Genomic DNA, 19,765 nt, shown 5'->3' on the forward strand with positions numbered 1-19,765 from the left:
TAACGCATCGCGGCGGGCGGATCGGGGTCCATCGAGCCGAAATTGCCCTGACCGTCGATCAGCGGCACGCGCATCGACCAGTCCTGCGCCATGCGGGCCAGCGCGTCGTAGATCGCGCTGTCGCCGTGCGGGTGATACTTACCCATGACGTCGCCGACGATGCGGGCCGACTTGCGGTACGGCTTGCCCGCGACGAAGCCGCTCTCGGCGGCCGAATAGAGGATGCGGCGATGGACGGGCTTCAGGCCGTCACGCACGTCGGGCAGCGCGCGCGCCACGATCACGCTCATCGCATAGTCGAGATAGCTCGACTTCATCTCGTCGACGATGGAGATCGTCGAAATATCGGAAGGTTCCGCGAGGGTCGTCTCGTCGGCCAAAGTCTTTTGCTTTCCGGGTTGGTGGTCAGATGGGAAGCGCTGTTCCTAGCCCAGCGGAAGCCGCCTGACCACCCCCGCACGACCCATTCGCGGTCGTCCGACGGGAGATCGGAACCGACGCGCCGAACGGGGCGGCGGGGGTGGGCCCGGCGGACCTGCGCCCTCTTTCGGGCGACGAGATCGCGGGACTTTGGAGGCGCTGGCCACCGACGGGAGTGAAGCGGCGGCCAGCAGGGATGCTATGCGGCCGGGGCGGTTTCCGCCGAATGTCGCAGATGTTACGATGTTGTAATCCGAATGATAATAAGGGCTTGGTGGCGGATCAGGGCTGAACCTCCTTGCCCTCCCAGTCGAACAGCTTGCCGCTGTCGGGTGCGCGCAATCCGTCGAGCACGTCCAGCAACTGCACGGCGGCGCGCGCCGGATCGAACAGGCTGCCGGGGCGGACATTGCCCTGGAACGGCCGGGACAGGGGGGTGTCGACCGTGCCGGGATGCAGGGCGACGACGATCGAGCGGTCATTGCGGCGCTTATGCTCGATTGCCAGCGTGCGGATGAACTGGTTGAGCGCGGCCTTGGACGCGCGATAGCCGTACCAGCCGCCCATTCGATTGTCGGAGATCGATCCGACCCGCGCCGACAGCGCCGCGAAGATCGTCTTGCCGGTACGCGGCATGAGCGGAAGCAGATGCTTGGCGACGAGCGCGGGGCCGATCGCGTTGACGGCGAAATTGCGCGCCAGCCAAACGGGATCGAGTTGTTCCAGCGCCTTTTCCGGTCCCCGCTCGCCATCGTGCAACAGCCCGGTGGCGACGATCACCAGATCGGGGGCGGGGCCTTTCGCGATCCGTGCCGCGGCGGCGGCGATGCTGGCCTCGTCCTCCAGATCGACATGCGCGTCCCCGATCATCGCGCGGGCATAGCGATCGACCGTCACGCCTTCTTCCTCCAGCGCGTCGGCAAGCGCCCCGCCGATCCCGCCCGAGGCACCGATGACGACCGCCCGCTTCCATTCGCTCATCGCACGAATCTCCACAGCGTCGATGTGCTGGCCTCGGCGTCGAACGCATAGCCGTCACTGTCGAAGCCGCGCATCGCGTCCGTATCGGAGACCTGATGCTCGATCATCCAGCGCGCCATCGCGCCGCGCGCCTTCTTGGCATGGAAGCTTACGAAGCGGTTGCCCTCGCGGAAGTCGACCGCGATCACGCGGATCGATGCGGGAAGCCGGCCTTCCGCGGCATGCCAATATTCCTGGCTGGCAAGGTTCAGGATGGTGCCCGAGCCCTCCGCCTCCACCTCCTCGACGAGGCGGTCGGCGATCCGGTCCCCCCACCAGTCGGTCAGCTTGCCGCCGCCGGGTGCCCAGCGCGTGCCCATCTCCAGCCGATAGGGGCGCATCGCATCCAGGGGGCGCAGGAGCCCATAAAGGCCGGACAGCATCCGCAGATGGCCTTGCGCGAACAGGATCGCGGGCTCGTCGAGGGTCTTGGCCTCCAACCCGGTATAGACGTCGCCCGCGAAGGCGAACATGGCGGGCCGTTCGGGCGCGGTGGCGAAGTCGTGGAAGCGTTCGGCGTTGAGCTTCGCCAGCGCGGGCGAGATGCGCATCAGCGACGCCAGCTTGTCCTCGCCCAGTTTCGCGGCGGCGGCGGCCAGCGTCATGGCCTCGGATGCGAAATGGGGCTTGGTGGGCGCCAGGTCGGGGAGGGGGCTCTGATAGTCGAGCGTCTTGGCGGGGGAAATGACGGCGATCATGATGGCCCCGCGCTAGCGCTCGGAGCGTTCGCGTTCAATCCGCGTTCAGCGGGCAATGGATATCGTGGAACCTCTATCGCCTTGCTTGAACGGGACCGCGCGTGTCCCTACAAGCCAGCCATTGACGGTTACGGACCTGACAGGCTCTAATTCTTGGAGAGAATTCGCATGAAGATCATTCCGAAACTCGCGCTGGCGGCGGTGCTTGCGACGGGCGTAGGTGGCGTTGCGCTGACCGCGCCGGCCGTCGCGCAAAAGAAGGGCAAGGAACAGCAGGCCGGTGGCCTGAAGCTGAGCCCCGAGGCGCTGAAGGCCGCACAGGCCGCGCAGCCGGTGCTGCAGCAGAAGAATTATGCGGCGGCCGAGCCGTTGATCCAGGCGGTCGAGGCAGCGGCCAAGACCGAGGACGACAAGTATATCGCCGCCGCGATGCGCTACGAACTCGAATCGGGCAAGCTCTTTGCCGCGCAGCAGGCCAATCCGAATGCGCCGCTCGACGAGGCCGCGCTCGCCAAGCCGCTCGACGCGCTGATCAACAGCCCGTCGACCCCGGCGGCCGACAAGCCGCGCTACGTCTTCCGTCGCGGCGCGCTGGCGTTCAACGGCAAGCAGTATCCGATCGCGCTGCAATATTTCACCCAGGCCAAGCAGCTCGGCTATAACGATCCCAACCTGCCGATGCTGATCGTCAAGGCGAAGTTCGAAACCGGCGATATCGCGGGGGGCAATGCCGAACTCGAGTCGGTCATCGACCAGCTGAACGCGTCGGGCCAGAAGGCGCCGGAGGACTATTACAAGTTCGCCATCGGTCGCGCGAACAAGAGCAAGATGGTGCCGGAGACGCTGGCCTGGATCCGCAAGTGGATCGCGGCCTATCCGACCGCGCAGAACTGGCGCAACGCGCTGGTGATCTACGGCCTCCAGCAGGGGGCGCTGGCGACGCTGGACAAGAACCAGAAGCTGGACCTGTTCCGTCTGATGCGCGCGTCCAAGTCGCTGGCGGATCAGAATGACTATCTGGAATATGCCCAATATGCGACCGACAAGGGCCTGCCCGCCGAGGCGGAGACGGTCCTGAAGGAAGGCATCGCCACCGGCAAGGTTCCGGCGGGTAACGCGACGGCCAAGGCGATGCTGACGGCCGCCGCCGCCAAGAGCCGCCAGGAAGGGTCGCTGGCCCCGACCGAGGCGCGCGCCAAGGCCGCCGGTGACGGCAAGCTCGCCGCACTGACCGCCGAGGCCTATTATGGCCAGGGCAACTACGCCAAGGCGGTCGATCTGTACCGCACCGCGCTGCAAAAGGGCGGCGTCGATGCCAATGAGGTGAACACCCGTCTGGGCATCGCGCTGGCGGCGCAGGGCGACAAGGCCGGCGCCAAGGCGGCGTTCGATGCGGTGAAGGGTGCTCCGCGCGCCGACCTGGCGGGTTTCTGGAACACCTGGCTCCAGACCCAGGCCTAAAGGCCGGACCCGCTCCGCGTCGCGATCGGCGCGGACAGGGCTGAAAAAAAGGGCCTCGGCGAAAGCCGAGGCCTTTTTTGTGCGAACCGGGCTGGCTTGTCGAAGGTCAGGGGAAGGCGTCCGACACAAAAAAGCCGACCCTTCTCGTCGAAGGGACGGCTTTCCCGCGTGCCCGGTGGCATCTGCCGATCAATCGGCCTCGATCGGTATCCCCGATACCTGCTTGGCCGTCCGAATGGTCAGCGATGTCTTGACGCTCGCCACATTGGGAGCGGGCGTCAGGTGCGTGGTCAGGATTTCCTGGAAGCTCTTCAGGTCGGACGCGACGATCTTCAGGATGAAGTCGATCTCGCCGTTGAGCATATGGCATTCGCGCACCTCGGGAATGCCGGCGACATGCGCCTCGAAGGTGGCGAGGTCATGCTCGGCCTGGCTGCGCAACGATACCATGGCGAAGACCGTGATCGGAAAGCCGAGGCGCGCGGCGTCCAGATCGGCGTGATAGCCGCGGATCGCCCCTGCTTCCTCGAGCGCGCGGACGCGGCGCAAACAGGGTGGCGCGGTCAAACCGACCCGCTCCGCCAGTTCCACATTCGTCATCCGCCCATCGGCCTGCAACAGCGCCAGGATCTGCCGATCGATGCGATCGAGCGCCATTACACGATACTCCACATAAAATGCCGAATCCCTATGCTCTTTACCGGCTGGATATAAGAAAATTACGCACTATCGCAATTGTCGCATATTGCAACGGGATGGATCGTGATATTTGCAGGTTACGAGTTGGAAGGATAAGGACGTTAGGGTGCTTGCGAAATGGACGGGCTTGGAGGAAACTCCGGGCGCACCCCATATTGAAAGGAGCTAAGTGCGGTTCGACGACAGCCTGGCGACGATTTTGTCGGCCGACACTGCGACGCCCTTCGGCGCGCAGACTGCCTGGCGGCAGCTTGTCGACCTGATGGGCCGTGGCCGGGTTCTGGCTGACCCACCCATGCTCGCGCGTCTCGGCGACCTGCGCGGATCGGTGCCAGAGGATGTGCGCGCGGCCAGCGCCCGCGCGCTGTCTCTGTGTCGTCCCCCGGCCGCACTGGTGGCGTTCTTCGCATCGGATGACCTGGCGATCGCGGGGCCCGTGCTGCGGTCGGTGACGCTGAGCGATGCCGAATGGCTGTCCATCCTGCCGGAACTCACGCCGCGCACGCGCTCGGTCCTGCGGCATCGACGCGATCTGTCGGATCGGGTGATGCGCGGGCTGGAGAATTTCGGGTCGGTCGATTTCGTCCTGCCGCATGTCGCCGAGGTCGAGCCCGCAGTAGCCGCTTTCAAGGCCGCGGCACCTGCTGCCGATCAGGAACCCGCCCAGCCAGAGGCGCGGGCCATGCCATCTCCTGATCCCGAGCCCGTCGAAAGGATGGACAAGGAGCCAGCCCCGGTCGCCGCATGGCCCAGGCCGCTCTCGACCTCGCTCGACCCGATCCCGACTCAGGCGGCGACACCTTTCGTCGCGCTGGGGCAGGTGGCAAGGGGCTTGCCATTCATGGCGGAGGCGATGCGCCATGCCGAGGCTCCCGCCGCACCCCCACGCTATGAGATCGCCGATCTGGTCGCCCGGATCGATGCGTTCAACCAGCGCCGCGAGGAGGTTGCCGGGGCGACGCAGAGCGATGCCGGTCCGGCCCATTTCGATTTCGAAACCGATGTCCATGGATCGATCCTGGGTGTCGATGGTATCGCGCGCGCGCCGCTGATCGGCGTCAGCATCGCCCAGACGGTGGCGCAGGGGCTCGCCCAGTTCGACGGCGTGGCCATGGGGGCGTTTCGCAGCCGTTCGGGCTTTCGCGATGCCCGGCTGGAGATTGGCGGGCTATCGGAGGCGAGTGGATCCTGGCGCGTGTCCGCCGGGCCCTATTTCGATCCGGTTTCGGGCCAGTTCCTGGGCTATCGCGGCAGTGGTCGCCGTCCCCGCCGCGATGAGATCGCCGCGACGACGAGCCCGGTCGGGCAGGTGGACGCTGCGTCATCCGATTCGCTGCGTCAACTCGTGCATGAACTGCGCACCCCGGCCAATGCCGTGGCGGGCTTCGCGGAACTGATCGAGAGCGAATTGCTCGGCCCCGTCGCGCCCGTCTATCGCGAGCGGGCGACCGCGATCCGTTCCATGGCGTCGGACCTGCTGGCGGCGGTCGAGGATCTGGATACGGCGGCCCGGATCGAGGGGCAGGTGCTTGAACTGCGTCCCACCATCGTTCCCCTGACACCGTTGATCCAGCGCCTGCTGGGCGAGCTTCGTCCGTTGGCCGAGTTGCGCCGGGCCGAAATCCGGTTCGACCCGCCCGCCATGCCGGTTTCGGCGCTGGCCGATGACCGCGCGAGCGAACGGCTGATCGCGCGTCTTTTCTCGGTGCTGTTGTCCAACTGCGTCGTTGGTGAGCGGTTGAACGCGACCCTGGGGGTGGAGGGCGGCATGGCGATGCTGCGCATCGATCGTCCGCTCGCGCTGACGGTCGAGACGGAGGCCGCCTTGCTCAGCGAGGCGGGGGACGGGGATCAACGGGACGGTGCGCCGTTGCTGGGTACGGGCTTCTCGCTACGCCTGATCGACAAGCTGGGCAGCGAGATGGGGGGCGGTCTGACCGTCGGTCTTCACCGGGTGGTGCTGTCGCTGCCCATGAGCGGGGACCAGCGGGCAGGGCAGGCCTCGACCGGCTGAGCATGCCCGCGTTCCGATCCTGGCGCGCGCCCGCCGCCAAGCCGGACGAGCGGATCGACTGGCCCGACGCGTTCGGCACGCGATTCCTGGTCACGGTGGATGTTGAGGAAGAGTTCGACTGGTCGGCGCCGCTAGACCGGCGGCATCGATCGACTTCGGCGATGCGCGCCTTTCCGGCGGCGCACCGTTTCTTTGCGGCGGCTGGGGTGGGCCTGAACTGCATGGTCGACCATCCCGTCGCGGTCGATCCCGCCTCGGTGGCGATCCTGGGGAAATGCCTGGAGGACGGCCGGTCGGAAATGGGTGGCCAGCTTCATGGCTGGGTAACGCCGCCGCATTATGAGGTGGTCGATGCCGTCAACAGCCATGCGGGCAATCTGAGTCCCGCACTGGAGGCCGCCAAACTCGATCGGCTGACCGATGCGCTCGTCCGGGCGTTCGGCATGTCGCCGCGCATCTTTCGCTCGGGCCGCTATGGGCTGGGGCCTTCGACGCTCCGCCTGCTGGCCGAGCGCGGCTATCGTATCGACAGTTCGATGCGGGCCTTGCACAATTATAGCCGGACGGGCGGAATGGATTTCGGGGCGATCAATGCCCGTGCCTTTCGCCGTGACGGCATGATCGAGCTGCCGTTGACCAGCGTTTATACGGGGCTTCTCCGCCGTGTCGGAACGGGGGTCTATGCTTGGGCGGGGCATGTGCCCCACGGGCGGGGCGCGCTCGCGCGTTCGGGCATGCTGAGCCGGATTCCGTTGACACCGGAAGGCGTGGGGATCGGGGATGCGCTGGCGGCGATCGACCGCGCGGTTGCCGATGGGGTCAGGTTGCTGACCTTTTCCTTCCACTCGCCGACGCTCGAGCCTGGCCATACCCCCTATGTCCGCGATGCCCGCGACCGTGTCATGTTCGACCGCTGGTGGGACAGGGTGTTCGAGCGGCTGGCGTGGCACGGAGTGACCGCGACGACCATCGACGAGATACTGGCGACATTGGACGGTGACCTGGCCCTGTCGTCGCGGGAGTCGGGCAGGTGGGGGCGGACGGCCTGACCGCCCCCACGCCCTTTTCCGTTAGCGTTTCATCGCCTCGATCAGCTTCTTGACGTCCTGGCTGCGGCCGCGCGGCAGGATCAGGATGTCGTCGCCGCTCGCCACCACGATCAGGTCGGACACGTCGACCGCCGCCACGCGCACGCGATCGGTGCGGATCAGGCAGTTCTTGGTGTCGATCGCCAGGACCTCGCCGCGATGGGCGTTGCCGAAACCGTCCAGTTCGCTGATCGCGTGGAGCGCGTCCCAGCTTCCGACATCATTCCATCCCATGGCGACGGGGACGACCGCGACCCGGTCGGCGCGCTCCATGACCGCATAGTCGATCGAGTCGGACGGGCATCCGGCAAATTCGGCTTCGTCCGGGCGGATCCGCTTGCCCTCGCGCTTGGCGCCGCGCATCGCCTTTTCCGCCGCGACCAGCATCTCAGGGGCGTGTTGGCCCAGTTCCTCCAGATAGCGATCGGCGCGGAACAGGAAGATGCCGCCGTTCCACGCATAATCGCCGCGCGCGAGCATCTGCTCGGCGCGTTCCAGACGTGGCTTTTCTACGAAACGTGCGACCTGGTGAACGCCGGGTGCAATCTCCCGCCCGACCTGGATCCAGCCATAGCCCGTCTCGGGTTTGTCGGGCGAAATCCCGAAGGTCGCCAGCCAGCCCTGCGATACCATGGGCAGCGCGGCCCGGATCGCGGCATGAAAGGCGTCCAGGTCGGCGATCACATGGTCCGACGGCATCACCAGCAACACATCCTCGGGCCTGGCGGCCAGGGCGGCGAGCGCGATGGCGGGCGCGGTGTTGCGCGCGATCGGCTCCAGGATCAGCGCCTGTGGCGACGTGCCCGCCTCGTTTAGCTGCGATTCCACGAGATCGGCATGGGCTTCGTTCGCGACCACCACGGGCGCGGCGAAGTCGTTCGAATTCGTCCGCTGCGCCGTCAATTGCAGCATGGTTTCGTCCGAGGTCAACGCGAGCAACTGTTTCGGCATTTCGGGCCGCGACATCGGCCATAGGCGCGTCCCGGAACCGCCGGACAGGATGACCGGAACGATGGGATGATACATAAAGGCCCCTTCCTTGCACCGCCCCGCCACCATCGACGCGATGATGACAGGGTCGGCCGCGCCCTATAACGCATATCTTCACAGTTCGTTTGTCATTAGCTGACAAAAAATGCGACCCAAGGTGACACAGGGCTGACCGGGAAACAGCGCACGGCAAATGATCCGTCTGTTCAAACACTATGTCCCCCACGCGGCGTTGCTGCTCGGGCTGGTCGATTTCCTGCTGCTGATCCTGGCCGCCGATCTGGGCTGGAGGCTGCGCGCGTCGCAGATCGGCTTTCCGGCGGGTACGATCATGGGCCGGTTGCCGCAGGTGCTCAGCTTCGCCGTGCCGCTTCAGATCGCGCTGATGGCGGTCGGGGCCTATGCGGCGGCGTCCTTCCTGTCCTTGCGGTTCGCGGCGGCCCGGCTGATGGTGGCGATCTCGATCGGCGTGATATTCCTGTCGCTGATCTTCTTCTTCATGCCCAGCCTGTCCTCCTGGCGATCGAGCCTGTTCTACTCGATGGTGATCGCGGTGGTGCTGCTTGTCGTGGTTCGCGGGCTGCTCGGCCGGGTGCTGGGCGGCGACAAGTTCAAGCGGCGGGTGATCGTGATGGGGGCGGGTGAGCGCGCCACCCAGATCATGGAACTGGCCCGGCAGCCGGGGGCGAACTTCATGATCGTCGGGGCTATCGCGATGAGCGATGAAGAGAACGCGGTGTCGAAAGCCGTCCACCGATCGACCATTCCCAGCCTGGGCGGCTTCGTCATCGACCGGCAGGCGACGGAGGTCGTGCTGGCATTGCAGGAACGACGCAACGCCTTGCCCTATCAGGACCTGTTGCGGGTCCGCACCACCGGGGTCCAGGTGTCCGAACTGTCGAGCTTTCTGGAGCGGCAGACCGGACGGATCGACCTGGCATCGGTCAGCCATAGCTGGCTGATCTTTTCGGAGGGCTTTTCGTCCGGGCGGATGTGGTCCGCCATGGTCAAGCGGGCGTTCGACATCGTCGTCAGCCTGATCCTGCTGATGGTCGCGTTGCCCGTCATTCTGGTCACGGCAGTCGCGATCCGGCTGGAATCGCGCGGCCCCGTCATCTACCGCCAGCAGCGTGTGGGCCTCTACAACCAACCGTTCGACATCCTGAAACTCCGTTCGATGCGACAGGATGCGGAGAGTGGCGGGCAAGCGGTGTGGGCGGAGCAGAACGACCCCCGGATCACCCGGATCGGCCGGATCATCCGCAAGGTCCGAATCGACGAACTGCCACAGATATGGTCGGTCCTGGCGGGGGAGATGAGCTTTGTCGGCCCGCGCCCCGAACGCCCCCAGTTCGTCGAGGAACTGGAGCGCCGGATACCCTTCTACGCCGAACGCCATATGGTGAAGCCGGGGATCACCGGCTGGGCCCAATTGAACTATCCATATGGCGCATCGATCGAGGATGCGCGCCACAAGCTGGAATATGACCTCTATTATGCCAAGAATTACTCGCCGTTCCTGGATGCGCTGATCCTGTTGCAGACCCTGCGCGTCATCCTCTGGCCGTCGGGGGCGCGGTGAGCGATCCCGTCGCCGACAAGGGTGATTATCAAGGGCCCGAGCGTCGGCGATCCGATCCCTATCCGATGTTGCGACAAAGGCGTCGGATGTGGCGTCGTCGCTCGATCCGACTTCGCCTGCGCATCCTGGCGATCCTGACCGTGATCGCCTTGGCGATGGCGGGGCTTTTCGCCTTGCTGTTCGGCGGCAGCCCGCCGGTCGATCCCGCCCTGGCGCTTCGCCGCGCGACGACCGCGCTGGAGGCGGGCAATTATCACGCTGCGCACGATCAGGCGCAACGCGCGGCACAGGCCGCGCCCCGTTCCGCCGCTGCCCAGATGATGCTGGCGCGCACGAGCCTGTTGCTGGGGCAGGGCGTCGCCGCCGATGCGGCGCTCGACCGTGCGCTGGCGGATGGCGTGCCACGGGTCCAGACATTGGCGCCGCGTGCCGAAGCGCGGCTGCTCCAGGGGGATGTGATCGGCGCCCAGGATGCGGTGAAGCGGATGCCATCGCCCCCCGATGCCGAGCAGATGCGGATCGCCGCCCGCGTGGCGGCGGCGCAGGGGGTGGGCGGCGGTGCCCTGTACGTGATGTTGCAGGCGTTGGTGACCCGATTTCCGGGCGACGCGCGCGGCTGGACCGATCTGGGACGCAGCCGGTTCGGCGCGGGCGACATGGCGGGGGCAAGCGTCGCCGCGGCTCGCGCCACCGCATTGGCCCCTTCCGATCCTCAGGCCCTGACGCTCCGGGGCGAGGTGATCCGCGCCCGTTATGGCCTGATGGCGGCGCTACCCTGGTTCCAGGCCGCGCTGCGCCGTGACGCCTATTATCATCCGGCATTGATCCAATATGCCGCGACCCTGGGTGATCTGGGCCGCGCAAGCGACGCGCTGGCCGCGACCCGTGCAGCCCTGGTTTCCGAGCCGGGCAGTCCACAGGCCTTCTACATCCAGTCGGTCATCGCGGCGCGGGCGGGGCGTTACGACCTGGCCCAGCAATTGCTGCAATTGACCGGCGGCGCGCTGAACCGTCAACCGGCGACCGTGATGCTGGACGGGGTGCTCGCCTATGCGCAGGGGCGACCCCAGCGGGCGGCGCGGGTCTGGGCCCGGCTGGTCGCGATGCAGCCGATGAATGTCGCGGTCCGGCGTCTGCTGGCGGCGGCGCAGATCAGGGTTGGCGACCGGCCGGCTGCGCTGGCGACGTTACGCCCGATCCTCGCCCGCGCGGATGCCGATGGCTATGCGCTGCGCATGGCGGCCGAGGCATCGCCGTTGCGGTCAGGCGCGCGCCTTCTCGATCGCGCGGCGTCCGGGCAGGTGGGCGATTCGACCATGTTCCGACCCGTCCGCTCGCTGGCCGAACTGACGGCCGCAGCGGCGGCGGAGCCGACCGATCCGACCTATGCGCTGGGCGTCATCCGCGCGCTGGCGACGCAGGGCGATCGGGAGGGGGCGATCGCCAAGGCGCAGGCGCTGGTCCGTGCCAGCCCGGGCGCGCCCGCCGCGCAGATTGCCTATGGCGACGCGCTGGCCACGGCGGGGAGGATGCGCGAGGCACTGGTTCCTTATGCGCGTGCCGCCGACCTGACACTGGACGAGCCGACGATGTTGCGGTTGATCGATGGCGATGTCCGTGTCGGCCGGACGCGCGAGGCTGCGACGGCGCTTGGGCTCTATCTGTCGCAGAACCCGCAAAGCGTACCCGCGCATCGCCTGCTGGCGCGGTGGCAGATCGACGCCGGACAATGGGATGCGGCGATCGAGACGCTGGAGGCTTTGCGGGCCCAGGTGGGAACCCGCGACGTGGCCCTGCTCCACGATCTGGCGCTGGCCTATGCCGGCAGCGGGGACGGGGTGGTAGCGATGCGCTATGGTGCAGCGGCCTATCGCCTCGCGCCGATGAGCGCGGCGGCGGCCGATGCCTATGGCGTGGCGCTGGCGGCGGCGGGGGAAGACGAGGGCGCGCGACAATTGTTCGACAAGGCATTGGCCCTCGCACCGGGCAACGCCGTCATCGCGGCTCACCGCGCCGCGCTGTAGCGGTGCACTTTGCAGCATCGGGCAGGCACCGTAAGAACAGTGCCATGACCGAAATCTCCCTGCCCGTGCTGGAGCGTATCGCCGCCGCACTCGAACGTCTCGCGCCCGCCCCCATCGCCTCCGCCGATCCGATGGCGCATCCGGCCTATCTCTGGCGCGACGGCGCCCTCTATCCGGTCAGGGGATTCGCGCCGCTGCCCCTGTCGCTCCTTCAGGGGCTGGATCGACAGCGTGACGCGCTGCTGACCAACCTGCGGCGGCTGGCGGACGGGCATGCCGCGCAGGACGTGCTGTTGTGGGGCGCAAGGGGCACGGGCAAGTCGGCGCTGGTCAAGGCGAGCGTCGCGGCCGTTCAGGCGGAGCGGCCGGAGCGACTGGCGCTGGTGTCGGTCGACACGCTCGACAGCCTGCCCGCGCTGTTCGCGATGCTTGAAGGGGTGAAGCGATCCTTTGCCCTGTTCATCGACGATCTGGGGTTCGACGAAGCCGGTGAGGCGCGCAAGCTGCGCTCGCTGCTCGATGGCGGGGCGGAGGCACGCCCGGCGCATGTCCGCCTGCTGGTCACGGCCAATCGTCGCCATCTGCTGCCCCGTGACCTGAGCGAGCAGGACAGCGCGATCAATCCGCGCGATGTGGTGGACGACCAGTTGGCGCTGGCCGATCGCTTCGGGCTCAGCCTGGGTTTCCACGCATTGGACCAGGACGGCTATCTGGCGATCGTGCGCGCCTATGCCGATCGCCACGCATTGCCGTTCGACGGCGAGGAGGCGGTGAATTGGGCGACCCGCCGGGGCAGCCGCTCGGGGCGCGTGGCATGGCAATATATCGTCGATCTGGCGGGTCGGATGGGCCGTGCACTGTAATAATTTTCGCGACAGATGAAAAACCGCTTGCACCTATCCGAACCGCTGGCTATTGGCGCGCCTCCAGCACGGATCGGCCTTCCCGAACGGCCTTAGAAAGCGATCCGTACTCTCTAGTCGGGGAGTAGCTCAGCCTGGTAGAGCACTGCCTTCGGGAGGCAGGGGCCGGAGGTTCGAATCCTCTCTCCCCGACCATTTTACCGCCCATGCGGTTCCGCACATCGATTGTGAAACGCCCGCACGGGCGGTACTGCCTGACCGGGTGACATGACCTGGCTCGAATCCATCGCCTTTGTCCTCGGCATCGCGAACGTCACCCTCGTTGTGCGGCGCAGCCTGTGGAATTACCCGGTCGCGCTGGTCATGGTGTCGCTTTACGGCGTGCTGTTCTGGCAGGAACGGCTCTACAGCGATGCGGCGCTTCAACTCTTCTTCTTCGTCATCAACCTGTATGGCTGGCTCGTCTGGCGGCGCAGCGTCGCGCGGGCCGGTGAGGTCATGGTCGAAACACTGTCGCCGTCCGCCCGGGCGTCATGGCTGGGCGGGATCGCGCTCGCCTCGCTGCTATGGGGGGGCGGCATGGTCTATGCCACGGATGCGGCCATGCCGTTCTGGGACGCCGCCAATGCGGTCGCCAGCGTCGCCGCGCAGATCCTGCTGGCAAGGCGGAGGCTTGAAAACTGGCTGCTGTGGATCGCGGTCGATCTCTCTTCCATCGCGCTCTATGCGGTGAAGGGACTGATGCTGACCGCCATCCTGTATGTCATCTTCCTGGGTTTGTCGGTCTGGGGCTATCGCGAATGGCGGAGGCTGGCATGGGGGCGGGCATGAAGAGCATTTGCCTGCACGGCCCGGAAAGCACCGGAAAGTCGACCATCGGTCCGCGACTGGCGGCCGTGCTGGGCGGGCGGTACCTGCCCGAATATGGCCGCGACTATGCCGAGGCGAACGGCACCGACTTCACCATGGCCGATCTGGTGGCGATCGGGCGGGGGCATGACGCGATGCTGGCCGATGCGCTGGTGGCGGCTCCTTGGCCGGTCGTCACCGATACCGACCCGCTGATGACCGCCGTCTGGGCCGACATGCTGTTCGGGGTGCGCGATCCCTGGTTCGCGCAGTGGAACCGCCTGTCCGATTTCTATCTGCTCTTCGCGCCGGACCTTCCCTGGGTGGAGGACGGCACGCGCCTGTTCGGCACGCTGGGGGAGCGGCGGCGCTTCTTTGACCTGTCCCGCGCGGAACTGGATCGGCGCGGCGTCCGCTATGCGCTGGTCGAGGGGCGGGACGAAACTCGCTTTGCAAATGCGCTGGGCGCTATAGAGCGCTTTGGCATCCGCCCGCATCTTTGCTAACGGCGGGTCTAAAGCTTTTCAGGAAACCATTCCCCCCGTGTCCACGCCGCTCGACAAGATCCGCAATTTCTCCATCATCGCGCATATCGACCATGGCAAGTCGACGCTTGCCGATCGCCTGATCCAGTTCACCGGCGGGCTGACCGACCGCGAGATGAGCGAGCAGGTCCTCGACAATATGGAGATCGAGAAGGAACGCGGCATCACGATCAAGGCGCAGACCGTGCGCCTGGCGTACAAGGCGCAGGACGGCGAGACCTATACGCTGAACCTGATGGACACGCCGGGCCATGTCGACTTTGCCTATGAGGTCAGCCGGTCGCTCGCCGCGTGCGAGGGCGCGCTGCTGGTCGTCGACGCGGCGCAGGGTGTCGAAGCGCAGACGCTGGCGAACGTCTATCAGTCGATCGAGCATGACCATGAGATCGTGCCCGTCATCAACAAGATCGACCTTCCCGCCGCCGAACCCGAAAAGGTCCGCGCCGAGATCGAGGACGTGATCGGCATCGACGCTTCCGAAGCCGTGCTGGCCAGCGCCAAGTCGGGCATCGGCATCGCCGACATCCTGGAAGCGATCGTCAAGAAAATCCCTTCGCCCAAGGGCGACGCGGATGCGCCGCTCAAGGCCATGCTGGTCGATAGCTGGTACGACCCCTATCTGGGCGTCGTCATCCTGGTCCGTGTCATGGAAGGCACCCTGAAGAAGGGGCAGCAGATCAAGTTCATGCAGGCGGGCACCACCCACCTGATCGACCGCGTCGGCTGTTTCCGTCCCAAGATCGAGCAACTGACTGAACTGGGCGTCGGCGAGATCGGCTTCATCACCGCGCAGATCAAGGACGTGGCGCAGGCGCGCGTCGGCGACACGCTGACCGACGCGAAGAAGCCGACGACCGAGGCGCTGCCGGGCTTCAAGGAAGTCCAGCCGGTGGTGTTCTGCGGCCTGTTCCCGGTCGATGCCAACGACTTCGAGAAGCTGCGCGAGTCGATCAGCAAGCTGCGGCTGAACGACGCCTCGTTCAGCTTCGAGATGGAGACCTCCGCCGCATTGGGCTTCGGTTTCCGTTGCGGCTTCCTGGGCCTGCTCCATCTGGAGATCATCCAGGAGCGCCTGACCCGCGAATATGACCTCGACCTCATCACCACTGCGCCGTCGGTGGTCTATCAGATCGAACTGACCCATGGCGGCGGGCAGATCGACCTGCACAACCCCGCCGACATGCCCGATCCCAACAAGATCGAGTCGATCAGCGAGCCGTGGATCGAGGCGACGATCTATGTCCCCGACGAATATCTCGGCTCGATCCTGAAGCTGTGTCAGGACCGGCGGGGCATCCAGAAGAACCTGACCTATGTCGGCGGTCGCGCCCAGGCGACCTATGAACTGCCGCTCAACGAAGTCGTGTTCGATTTCTACGATCGGCTCAAGTCGCTGTCGAAGGGCTATGCCAGCTTCGACTATCACCAGATCGGCTATCGCGAGGGCGACCTGGTGAAGATGAGCATCCTGGTCAACGAAGAGCCGGTCGACGCGCTGTCGATGATCGTGCACCGCGGCACCGCCGAGACGCGCGGGCGCGGCATGTGCGAGCGGTTGAAGGAACTCATCCCGCGTCACCTGTTCAAGATCCCGATCCAGGCGGCGATCGGCGGCAAGGTCATCGCGCGCGAGACGATCTCGGCGATGCGCAAGGACGTGACCGCGAAATGCTATGGCGGCGACGCAACTCGTAAGCGCAAGCTTCTGGAAAAGCAGAAGAAGGGCAAGGCGAAGATGCGCGAATACGGTTCGGTCAGCATCCCGCAGGAGGCCTTTATCGCCGCCCTGCGCATGGGTGACGAATCGTAATTCCAGATCCTCCCCAGGCTTGCTTGGGGGAGGGTTTGCATCGCTCTGGCGGTGCCGGTCGCTATCCGATGCGAGAATATGCGGCCAAGTTCATGTGATGAATGACAAAACGCCCGCCCGGTTTCCCGGGCGGGCGTTTCGCTGTGTCGCGATGGACCCCGATCAGAAGGCGATCTTGATCGCCCCCCGATAGGACTGGTTCTCGACGTCTTTGCGCTCGAACGTCGTGTCCGCCCCCAGCGACAGTTGGACCCGGCCGCTGGTGTAGGAGACGCCCATGCTCGCCTCGCCCCAATTCCTGTCCTGGACCGGCAGGGCGAACAGCGGCGAGGGCCCGATCCCGCCCGCGAAATTCGCCCCGAACACGCCAGGGCGATCCTGGAAGTCATGGACATAATAGGCGGAGGCATAGGGCTTGAACGGCCCGTCCGAGCTGAGCAACAGGCCGGCGCGACCCTGAACGCTGTTATAATCCTGTCGGTCGAAGCGCAGGGCGGGGCCGCCGCCGGTTTCGGCCGTCGGCGTGAAGCCCAGATGGCTGACCCGCGCGGCGATCCGCGGACCGATCTTCAGGCCGCCAAAGCCATAGGTCCGGGCCAGCCCGACCTCGCTCGACAGCGCCAGGGCATTGTCGCGCGATCGCAGATTGTAGCCGACCCCCGCCAGCGAGACGGTGCGTTCGGTGCGCGCCTGGAACACGCCCGCACTGAACTGGCTGTCCAGCGAGAAGCCGCCGAGTTCGGTCTTGCCGTAGAGCGTGCCCTGGTACAGGTCGCCGCGCGCATATTGCCCGAAGGAGGTGTTGCCCGTCGTCTTGGTGTAGGAGAAGCCGAAGCCCAGGATGCTGGCTTCGTCCACCTCGGTCTCGATGCCGGTCGCGACATAGAAGCCGTTGAAATTGTCGCGGACGTTGGAGGTGCTGGTCTGTGGCAGCGCGCGGCTGTTGCCGTCCAGATAGCCGCCCGCCAGGAACACCGCGACATTTTCGGGCAGGACATTCTCGCGCATCGACACGCCGCCGCTGTCGGTCGCCATCTGCGCCTGGGTGCCCGCCAGGTTGGACATGGCCAGGCTGGCGACCTGAACCGGCTTGCCGATCATGGTCAGCGTGCCGCCCAGTCCGTCGCGCGGCGAAAGCGCGGCCAGATGCTCGCGGAAGAAGCGGGCCGTGTTGTCCAGCGCCATTGTGCCCTGCGCCCGCTTCAGCGCCTCGGTCGAAGGGGCGAGCCCTTCCAGCGTGGTGCGGATCGTCGCGGCCGATTGCAGGTCGAGCGTGCCGTACAGGTTGCTGAAATTGCCCTGGATCGGTCGGTTCTGGTCGAGCAGGCGGGCATAGGCGAGCTGATAGGGCGTGTTGGCGACGACATTCGCATAGGAGCCGGCGACGATCTGTGCGGTGATCGCATTGGCGGAATAGTTCAGCGTGGGGGTCAGGATCGCGCTGAGTGCGGTCGGCGTGTTGAACCGCCCGCTGATCCGGGCGGAGGCCGTCGCAATCGTATAGACGTCGCCTGCGCGGATGACATGGCCGCTGACCGCCGCGAAGCCTACCGCGCCGCCGACATTGAGCTGTCCGCCGGCGCCGTTGTTGGCGACCACCGCGATCCGGTCGGCCGTGTTGCCCGGTCCGACATCGACCAGCAATTGCGTGCCCGAGGCGAGCACGACATTGCCGCCGAAGGTCAGCGTCCCGATCGTGCCGACACCGCCCGGTGCGATCATGCCCGCCACGCTGGTAAAATAGCCCGCATTGATCCGGCCCGTGCCCTGAAGCCCGCCCGCCAGCATCAGATAGTCACCGCCCGCATTGATCGTACCATTGTTGGCGATCATGCCTGACAGGTGATTGAACTCCGCGATCGTGCTCAGCGTGCCGGTGCTCGCGATGCTCAGCCGCGCCTGCGCCCCGTTCAGGGTGAAGCGGTCGACCGTCGCCGCGGACCCGAGCGTCGTGGTGCCCGCCGCCGACAGGGTCACGTCATAATAGCGCGCGGCGATGGCCGTCGTCGGATTGACGTTGTTGGGCACGAAGTTGGTCGCACCCGGCAGGCCGTTGGCCAGTGTCGCGGCCGGGAGCGCGGCGGCGACGGCGCTCCCCGTGCCGGTCGCCTGCACCTGGTTCGCGGCGATCGCTGGCTCGTCGGTCAGGACCGCCTTGCCCGCCGCATTGGTCGTTCCTGCTGCGGTCTGGTCGGCGGCGGTGCCATTCTGGGCGGAGATCGCGCCGGTCTTGATATTCTGGCATTCCACGCCGTCGCAGATTTCACCGAACTTGTTGTTCGGATCGTTGGCGGTGCCGAGGCCAGGCGAGGTGGGAACGCCGTTCACCAATTGGCCGTTCTGGATGATCTGATAGGCCGGGTCGGTCGTCGTCACCCAATGGGCGCCGTCTTCCCATGCCCCGTCCCCGGACCGGGCCGTGACGTAACGATATGGATTGTTGGCGGCGATATAGTCCCAGAAGAGGTAGAGCGGTTGATAGAAGGACGAGGTGCCGTAGCTGGACGAAAGCTGCGCATTGTAGAAACGGCTGCCGCCCGACAGCACGCCGATCACGACCTGTCGCGCAAAGCTCTTGTCCAGGATCAATGGTCCGCCCGAATCGCCGCCTGCCGTGGTGCCCTCGTTGGGCAGTGCATTGTCGCGGAACAGATTGAAGTCGAAGCGGCTGGCCGACGCGGTACCGCGACGGGGATCGTCGAAATCGATCTGGTAGAGATTTTGCGGCAGGTTGGCACCCTGGCCGAACAGCCACAGGTTGCGGTCGTCGAGCGAGCCGAGCAGCCCGATATAATTCTCGGCGATGCGGCGGCGATAATCGATGCCGTTGCTGTCGCCGTTATCGCCGACCCCGTTGCGGCCATAGCCGGTGACGGTGACATGATAGCCGGTCCCGGTCGCGGCATCGATCGATGCGGGGGCGGGCAGGGCGGAGAACAGCAGCGCCCATGTCGGAATACCCGTCGCGGGCGTATCGAGCGTCGCCAGCGCCACGTCCCCTTCCAGAAAGCCGGTGCGCTGCGAGGCGGCGTTCCAGCTGACCTGGTTGACATTGTAGAGGGCGTTGGCGGTCTTCGTCTTGAACTGATCGGGATTGGCCTTGCCGCCCAGGGTGCCCAGCAGCCATTCGCGTACGCCGGTCAGGTTGTCGGTCTTGAAGCCGAAGGCGATCGGCGTGCCGCCGCGCGCGGTGCCGTAATCGCTGGCCGCGCGCGTGTTGACACAGTGCGCCGCGAAGATGACGGTACGCGGATTGATGAGCGTGCCGGTGCACAGGTTCAGGCTGCCGCCACCGGCCGAGATAAACATCTGCCCCACGCCGTTGACGCCGCCCGCGGTGTCGATCGCGCTGGATGCGGTGCCGGGCTGGGAGATCACGATCTGCTGTTCGTCGATGACGCCAAGCCCGGGTATCGCACCGACCGGTTTGGTCGAGCTGGCATGATCCTGTGCGAATTCGGGTGTTGCGATGCTCTGCGCCTGGGCAATCGAAGGAAGGGCGAGCAAGGCGGTGGACGCCAGCAACACGGCGCGCAACTCTCCTGTGGCGGGCAAGCCGATACTCTTTGTCATGATAATACTACCCCTGTCATTCCGGCGTCGTTACGCGCGCCGTTGTCCCAATTCTCGAGGTTATTCAGGAGTTAAGAGATAAACAATGGGCGGAATCACAGGAAAGCAGCTTTTCTCGAAATTCTCAAA

General features: G+C 66.0%; 15 protein-coding genes and 1 tRNA gene. 10 read left to right on the forward strand and 6 right to left on the reverse strand.

All coding sequences use genetic code 11. The features are described from left to right. From ABDV78_RS15620 to ABDV78_RS15630, 3 genes are all read right to left on the reverse strand, one after another. Window positions 1-380 (reverse strand): DNA gyrase subunit A (locus tag ABDV78_RS15620; RefSeq protein WP_343528366.1); only part of this gene is annotated, 380 nt, incomplete at its 3' end. Window positions 381-702: 322 nt separating this feature from the next. Next, window positions 703-1,401, reverse strand: coding sequence for an SDR family NAD(P)-dependent oxidoreductase (locus tag ABDV78_RS15625; protein WP_343528368.1), 699 nt, complete (start codon window positions 1,399-1,401; stop codon window positions 703-705). Further along, window positions 1,398-2,138: a YaaA family protein gene (locus ABDV78_RS15630; protein WP_343528369.1), complete on the reverse strand. Its 741-nt coding sequence runs from the start codon at window positions 2,136-2,138 to the stop codon at window positions 1,398-1,400. The genes ABDV78_RS15625 and ABDV78_RS15630 overlap by 4 nt, the downstream gene beginning before the upstream one ends. 168 nt (window positions 2,139-2,306) lie before the next feature. Between ABDV78_RS15630 and ABDV78_RS15635 the strand changes: the two genes are divergently transcribed. Then, a complete protein-coding gene (locus ABDV78_RS15635; protein WP_343528371.1) occupies window positions 2,307-3,599 on the forward strand; it encodes a hypothetical protein in 1,293 nt (430 codons plus the stop codon). Window positions 3,600-3,788: 189 nt separating this feature from the next. Here ABDV78_RS15635 and ABDV78_RS15640 read toward each other — a convergent pair whose 3' ends face one another. After that, a complete protein-coding gene (locus ABDV78_RS15640) occupies window positions 3,789-4,256 on the reverse strand; it encodes an Lrp/AsnC family transcriptional regulator (RefSeq protein ID WP_007404259.1) in 468 nt (155 codons plus the stop codon). Window positions 4,257-4,467: 211 nt separating this feature from the next. Here ABDV78_RS15640 and ABDV78_RS15645 point away from each other — a divergent pair, with 211 nt between their 5' ends. Both ABDV78_RS15645 and ABDV78_RS15650 read left to right on the forward strand, forming a co-directional pair. Further along, window positions 4,468-6,312 carry a HAMP domain-containing sensor histidine kinase gene (locus tag ABDV78_RS15645; RefSeq protein ID WP_343528373.1) on the forward strand — a complete coding sequence of 615 codons (1,845 nt, stop codon included), beginning with the start codon at window positions 4,468-4,470 and terminating at the stop codon, window positions 6,310-6,312. A 2-nt stretch (window positions 6,313-6,314) separates the two neighbouring features. Next, window positions 6,315-7,361 carry a polysaccharide deacetylase family protein gene (locus tag ABDV78_RS15650; RefSeq protein WP_343528374.1) on the forward strand — a complete coding sequence of 349 codons (1,047 nt, stop codon included), beginning with the start codon at window positions 6,315-6,317 and terminating at the stop codon, window positions 7,359-7,361. A gap of 21 nt (window positions 7,362-7,382) precedes the next feature. Here the strand turns inward: ABDV78_RS15650 and ABDV78_RS15655 are convergent, their stop codons facing one another. After that, window positions 7,383-8,426, reverse strand: a complete 1,044-nt coding sequence (locus tag ABDV78_RS15655; protein WP_343528375.1) for a mannose-1-phosphate guanylyltransferase/mannose-6-phosphate isomerase — start codon at window positions 8,424-8,426, stop codon at window positions 7,383-7,385. A gap of 157 nt (window positions 8,427-8,583) precedes the next feature. Between ABDV78_RS15655 and ABDV78_RS15660 the strand changes: the two genes are divergently transcribed. From ABDV78_RS15660 to lepA, 7 genes are all read left to right on the forward strand, one after another. Beyond that, a complete protein-coding gene (locus ABDV78_RS15660) occupies window positions 8,584-9,972 on the forward strand; it encodes a TIGR03013 family XrtA/PEP-CTERM system glycosyltransferase (RefSeq protein ID WP_343528376.1) in 1,389 nt (462 codons plus the stop codon). Further along, on the forward strand, window positions 9,969-11,996 hold the full coding sequence (locus ABDV78_RS15665) for a tetratricopeptide repeat protein (protein ID WP_343528377.1): 2,028 nt from the start codon (window positions 9,969-9,971) through the stop codon (window positions 11,994-11,996). Before ABDV78_RS15660 ends, ABDV78_RS15665 begins: the two co-directional genes overlap by 4 nt. A gap of 44 nt (window positions 11,997-12,040) precedes the next feature. Next, on the forward strand, window positions 12,041-12,859 hold the full coding sequence (locus ABDV78_RS15670; protein ID WP_343528378.1) for an ATP-binding protein: 819 nt from the start codon (window positions 12,041-12,043) through the stop codon (window positions 12,857-12,859). Window positions 12,860-12,977: 118 nt separating this feature from the next. Then, window positions 12,978-13,054, forward strand: a tRNA-Pro gene (locus ABDV78_RS15675). 72 nt (window positions 13,055-13,126) lie between these two features. Further along, window positions 13,127-13,690 carry a nicotinamide riboside transporter PnuC gene (pnuC, locus tag ABDV78_RS15680; RefSeq protein ID WP_343528379.1) on the forward strand — a complete coding sequence of 188 codons (564 nt, stop codon included), beginning with the start codon at window positions 13,127-13,129 and terminating at the stop codon, window positions 13,688-13,690. Then, complete coding sequence (locus tag ABDV78_RS15685) at window positions 13,687-14,214, forward strand: AAA family ATPase (protein WP_343528380.1); 528 nt, start codon at window positions 13,687-13,689, stop codon at window positions 14,212-14,214. The genes pnuC and ABDV78_RS15685 overlap by 4 nt, the downstream gene beginning before the upstream one ends. Window positions 14,215-14,251: 37 nt before the next feature. Further along, a complete protein-coding gene (lepA, locus tag ABDV78_RS15690; protein WP_343528381.1) occupies window positions 14,252-16,063 on the forward strand; it encodes a translation elongation factor 4 in 1,812 nt (603 codons plus the stop codon). A gap of 162 nt (window positions 16,064-16,225) precedes the next feature. Here the strand turns inward: lepA and ABDV78_RS15695 are convergent, their stop codons facing one another. Further along, a complete protein-coding gene (locus ABDV78_RS15695) occupies window positions 16,226-19,636 on the reverse strand; it encodes an autotransporter domain-containing protein (RefSeq protein WP_343528382.1) in 3,411 nt (1,136 codons plus the stop codon). Window positions 19,637-19,765 lie beyond the last annotated feature (129 nt).

This window comes from Sphingomonas sp., from assembly GCF_039594485.1.
GTDB lineage: Bacteria > Pseudomonadota > Alphaproteobacteria > Sphingomonadales > Sphingomonadaceae > Sphingomonas.

Bases quoted from the DNA above. Each gene is read 5' to 3' on its own strand.
- ABDV78_RS15625 (WP_343528368.1), bottom strand. From the start codon at position 1,401: ATGAGCGAATGGAAGCGGGCGGTCGTCATCGGTGCCTCGGGCGGGATC.
- ABDV78_RS15650 (WP_343528374.1), top strand. From the start codon at position 6,315: ATGCCCGCGTTCCGATCCTGGCGCGCGCCCGCCGCCAAGCCGGACGAG.
- ABDV78_RS15670 (WP_343528378.1), top strand. From the start codon at position 12,041: ATGACCGAAATCTCCCTGCCCGTGCTGGAGCGTATCGCCGCCGCACTC.
- ABDV78_RS15635 (WP_343528371.1), top strand. From the start codon at position 2,307: ATGAAGATCATTCCGAAACTCGCGCTGGCGGCGGTGCTTGCGACGGGC.
- ABDV78_RS15685 (WP_343528380.1), top strand. From the start codon at position 13,687: ATGAAGAGCATTTGCCTGCACGGCCCGGAAAGCACCGGAAAGTCGACC.
- ABDV78_RS15695 (WP_343528382.1), bottom strand. From the start codon at position 19,636: ATGACAAAGAGTATCGGCTTGCCCGCCACAGGAGAGTTGCGCGCCGTG.
- ABDV78_RS15660 (WP_343528376.1), top strand. From the start codon at position 8,584: ATGATCCGTCTGTTCAAACACTATGTCCCCCACGCGGCGTTGCTGCTC.
- ABDV78_RS15630 (WP_343528369.1), bottom strand. From the start codon at position 2,138: ATGATCGCCGTCATTTCCCCCGCCAAGACGCTCGACTATCAGAGCCCC.
- pnuC (WP_343528379.1), top strand. From the start codon at position 13,127: ATGACCTGGCTCGAATCCATCGCCTTTGTCCTCGGCATCGCGAACGTC.
- ABDV78_RS15640 (WP_007404259.1), bottom strand. From the start codon at position 4,256: ATGGCGCTCGATCGCATCGATCGGCAGATCCTGGCGCTGTTGCAGGCC.
- ABDV78_RS15655 (WP_343528375.1), bottom strand. From the start codon at position 8,426: ATGTATCATCCCATCGTTCCGGTCATCCTGTCCGGCGGTTCCGGGACG.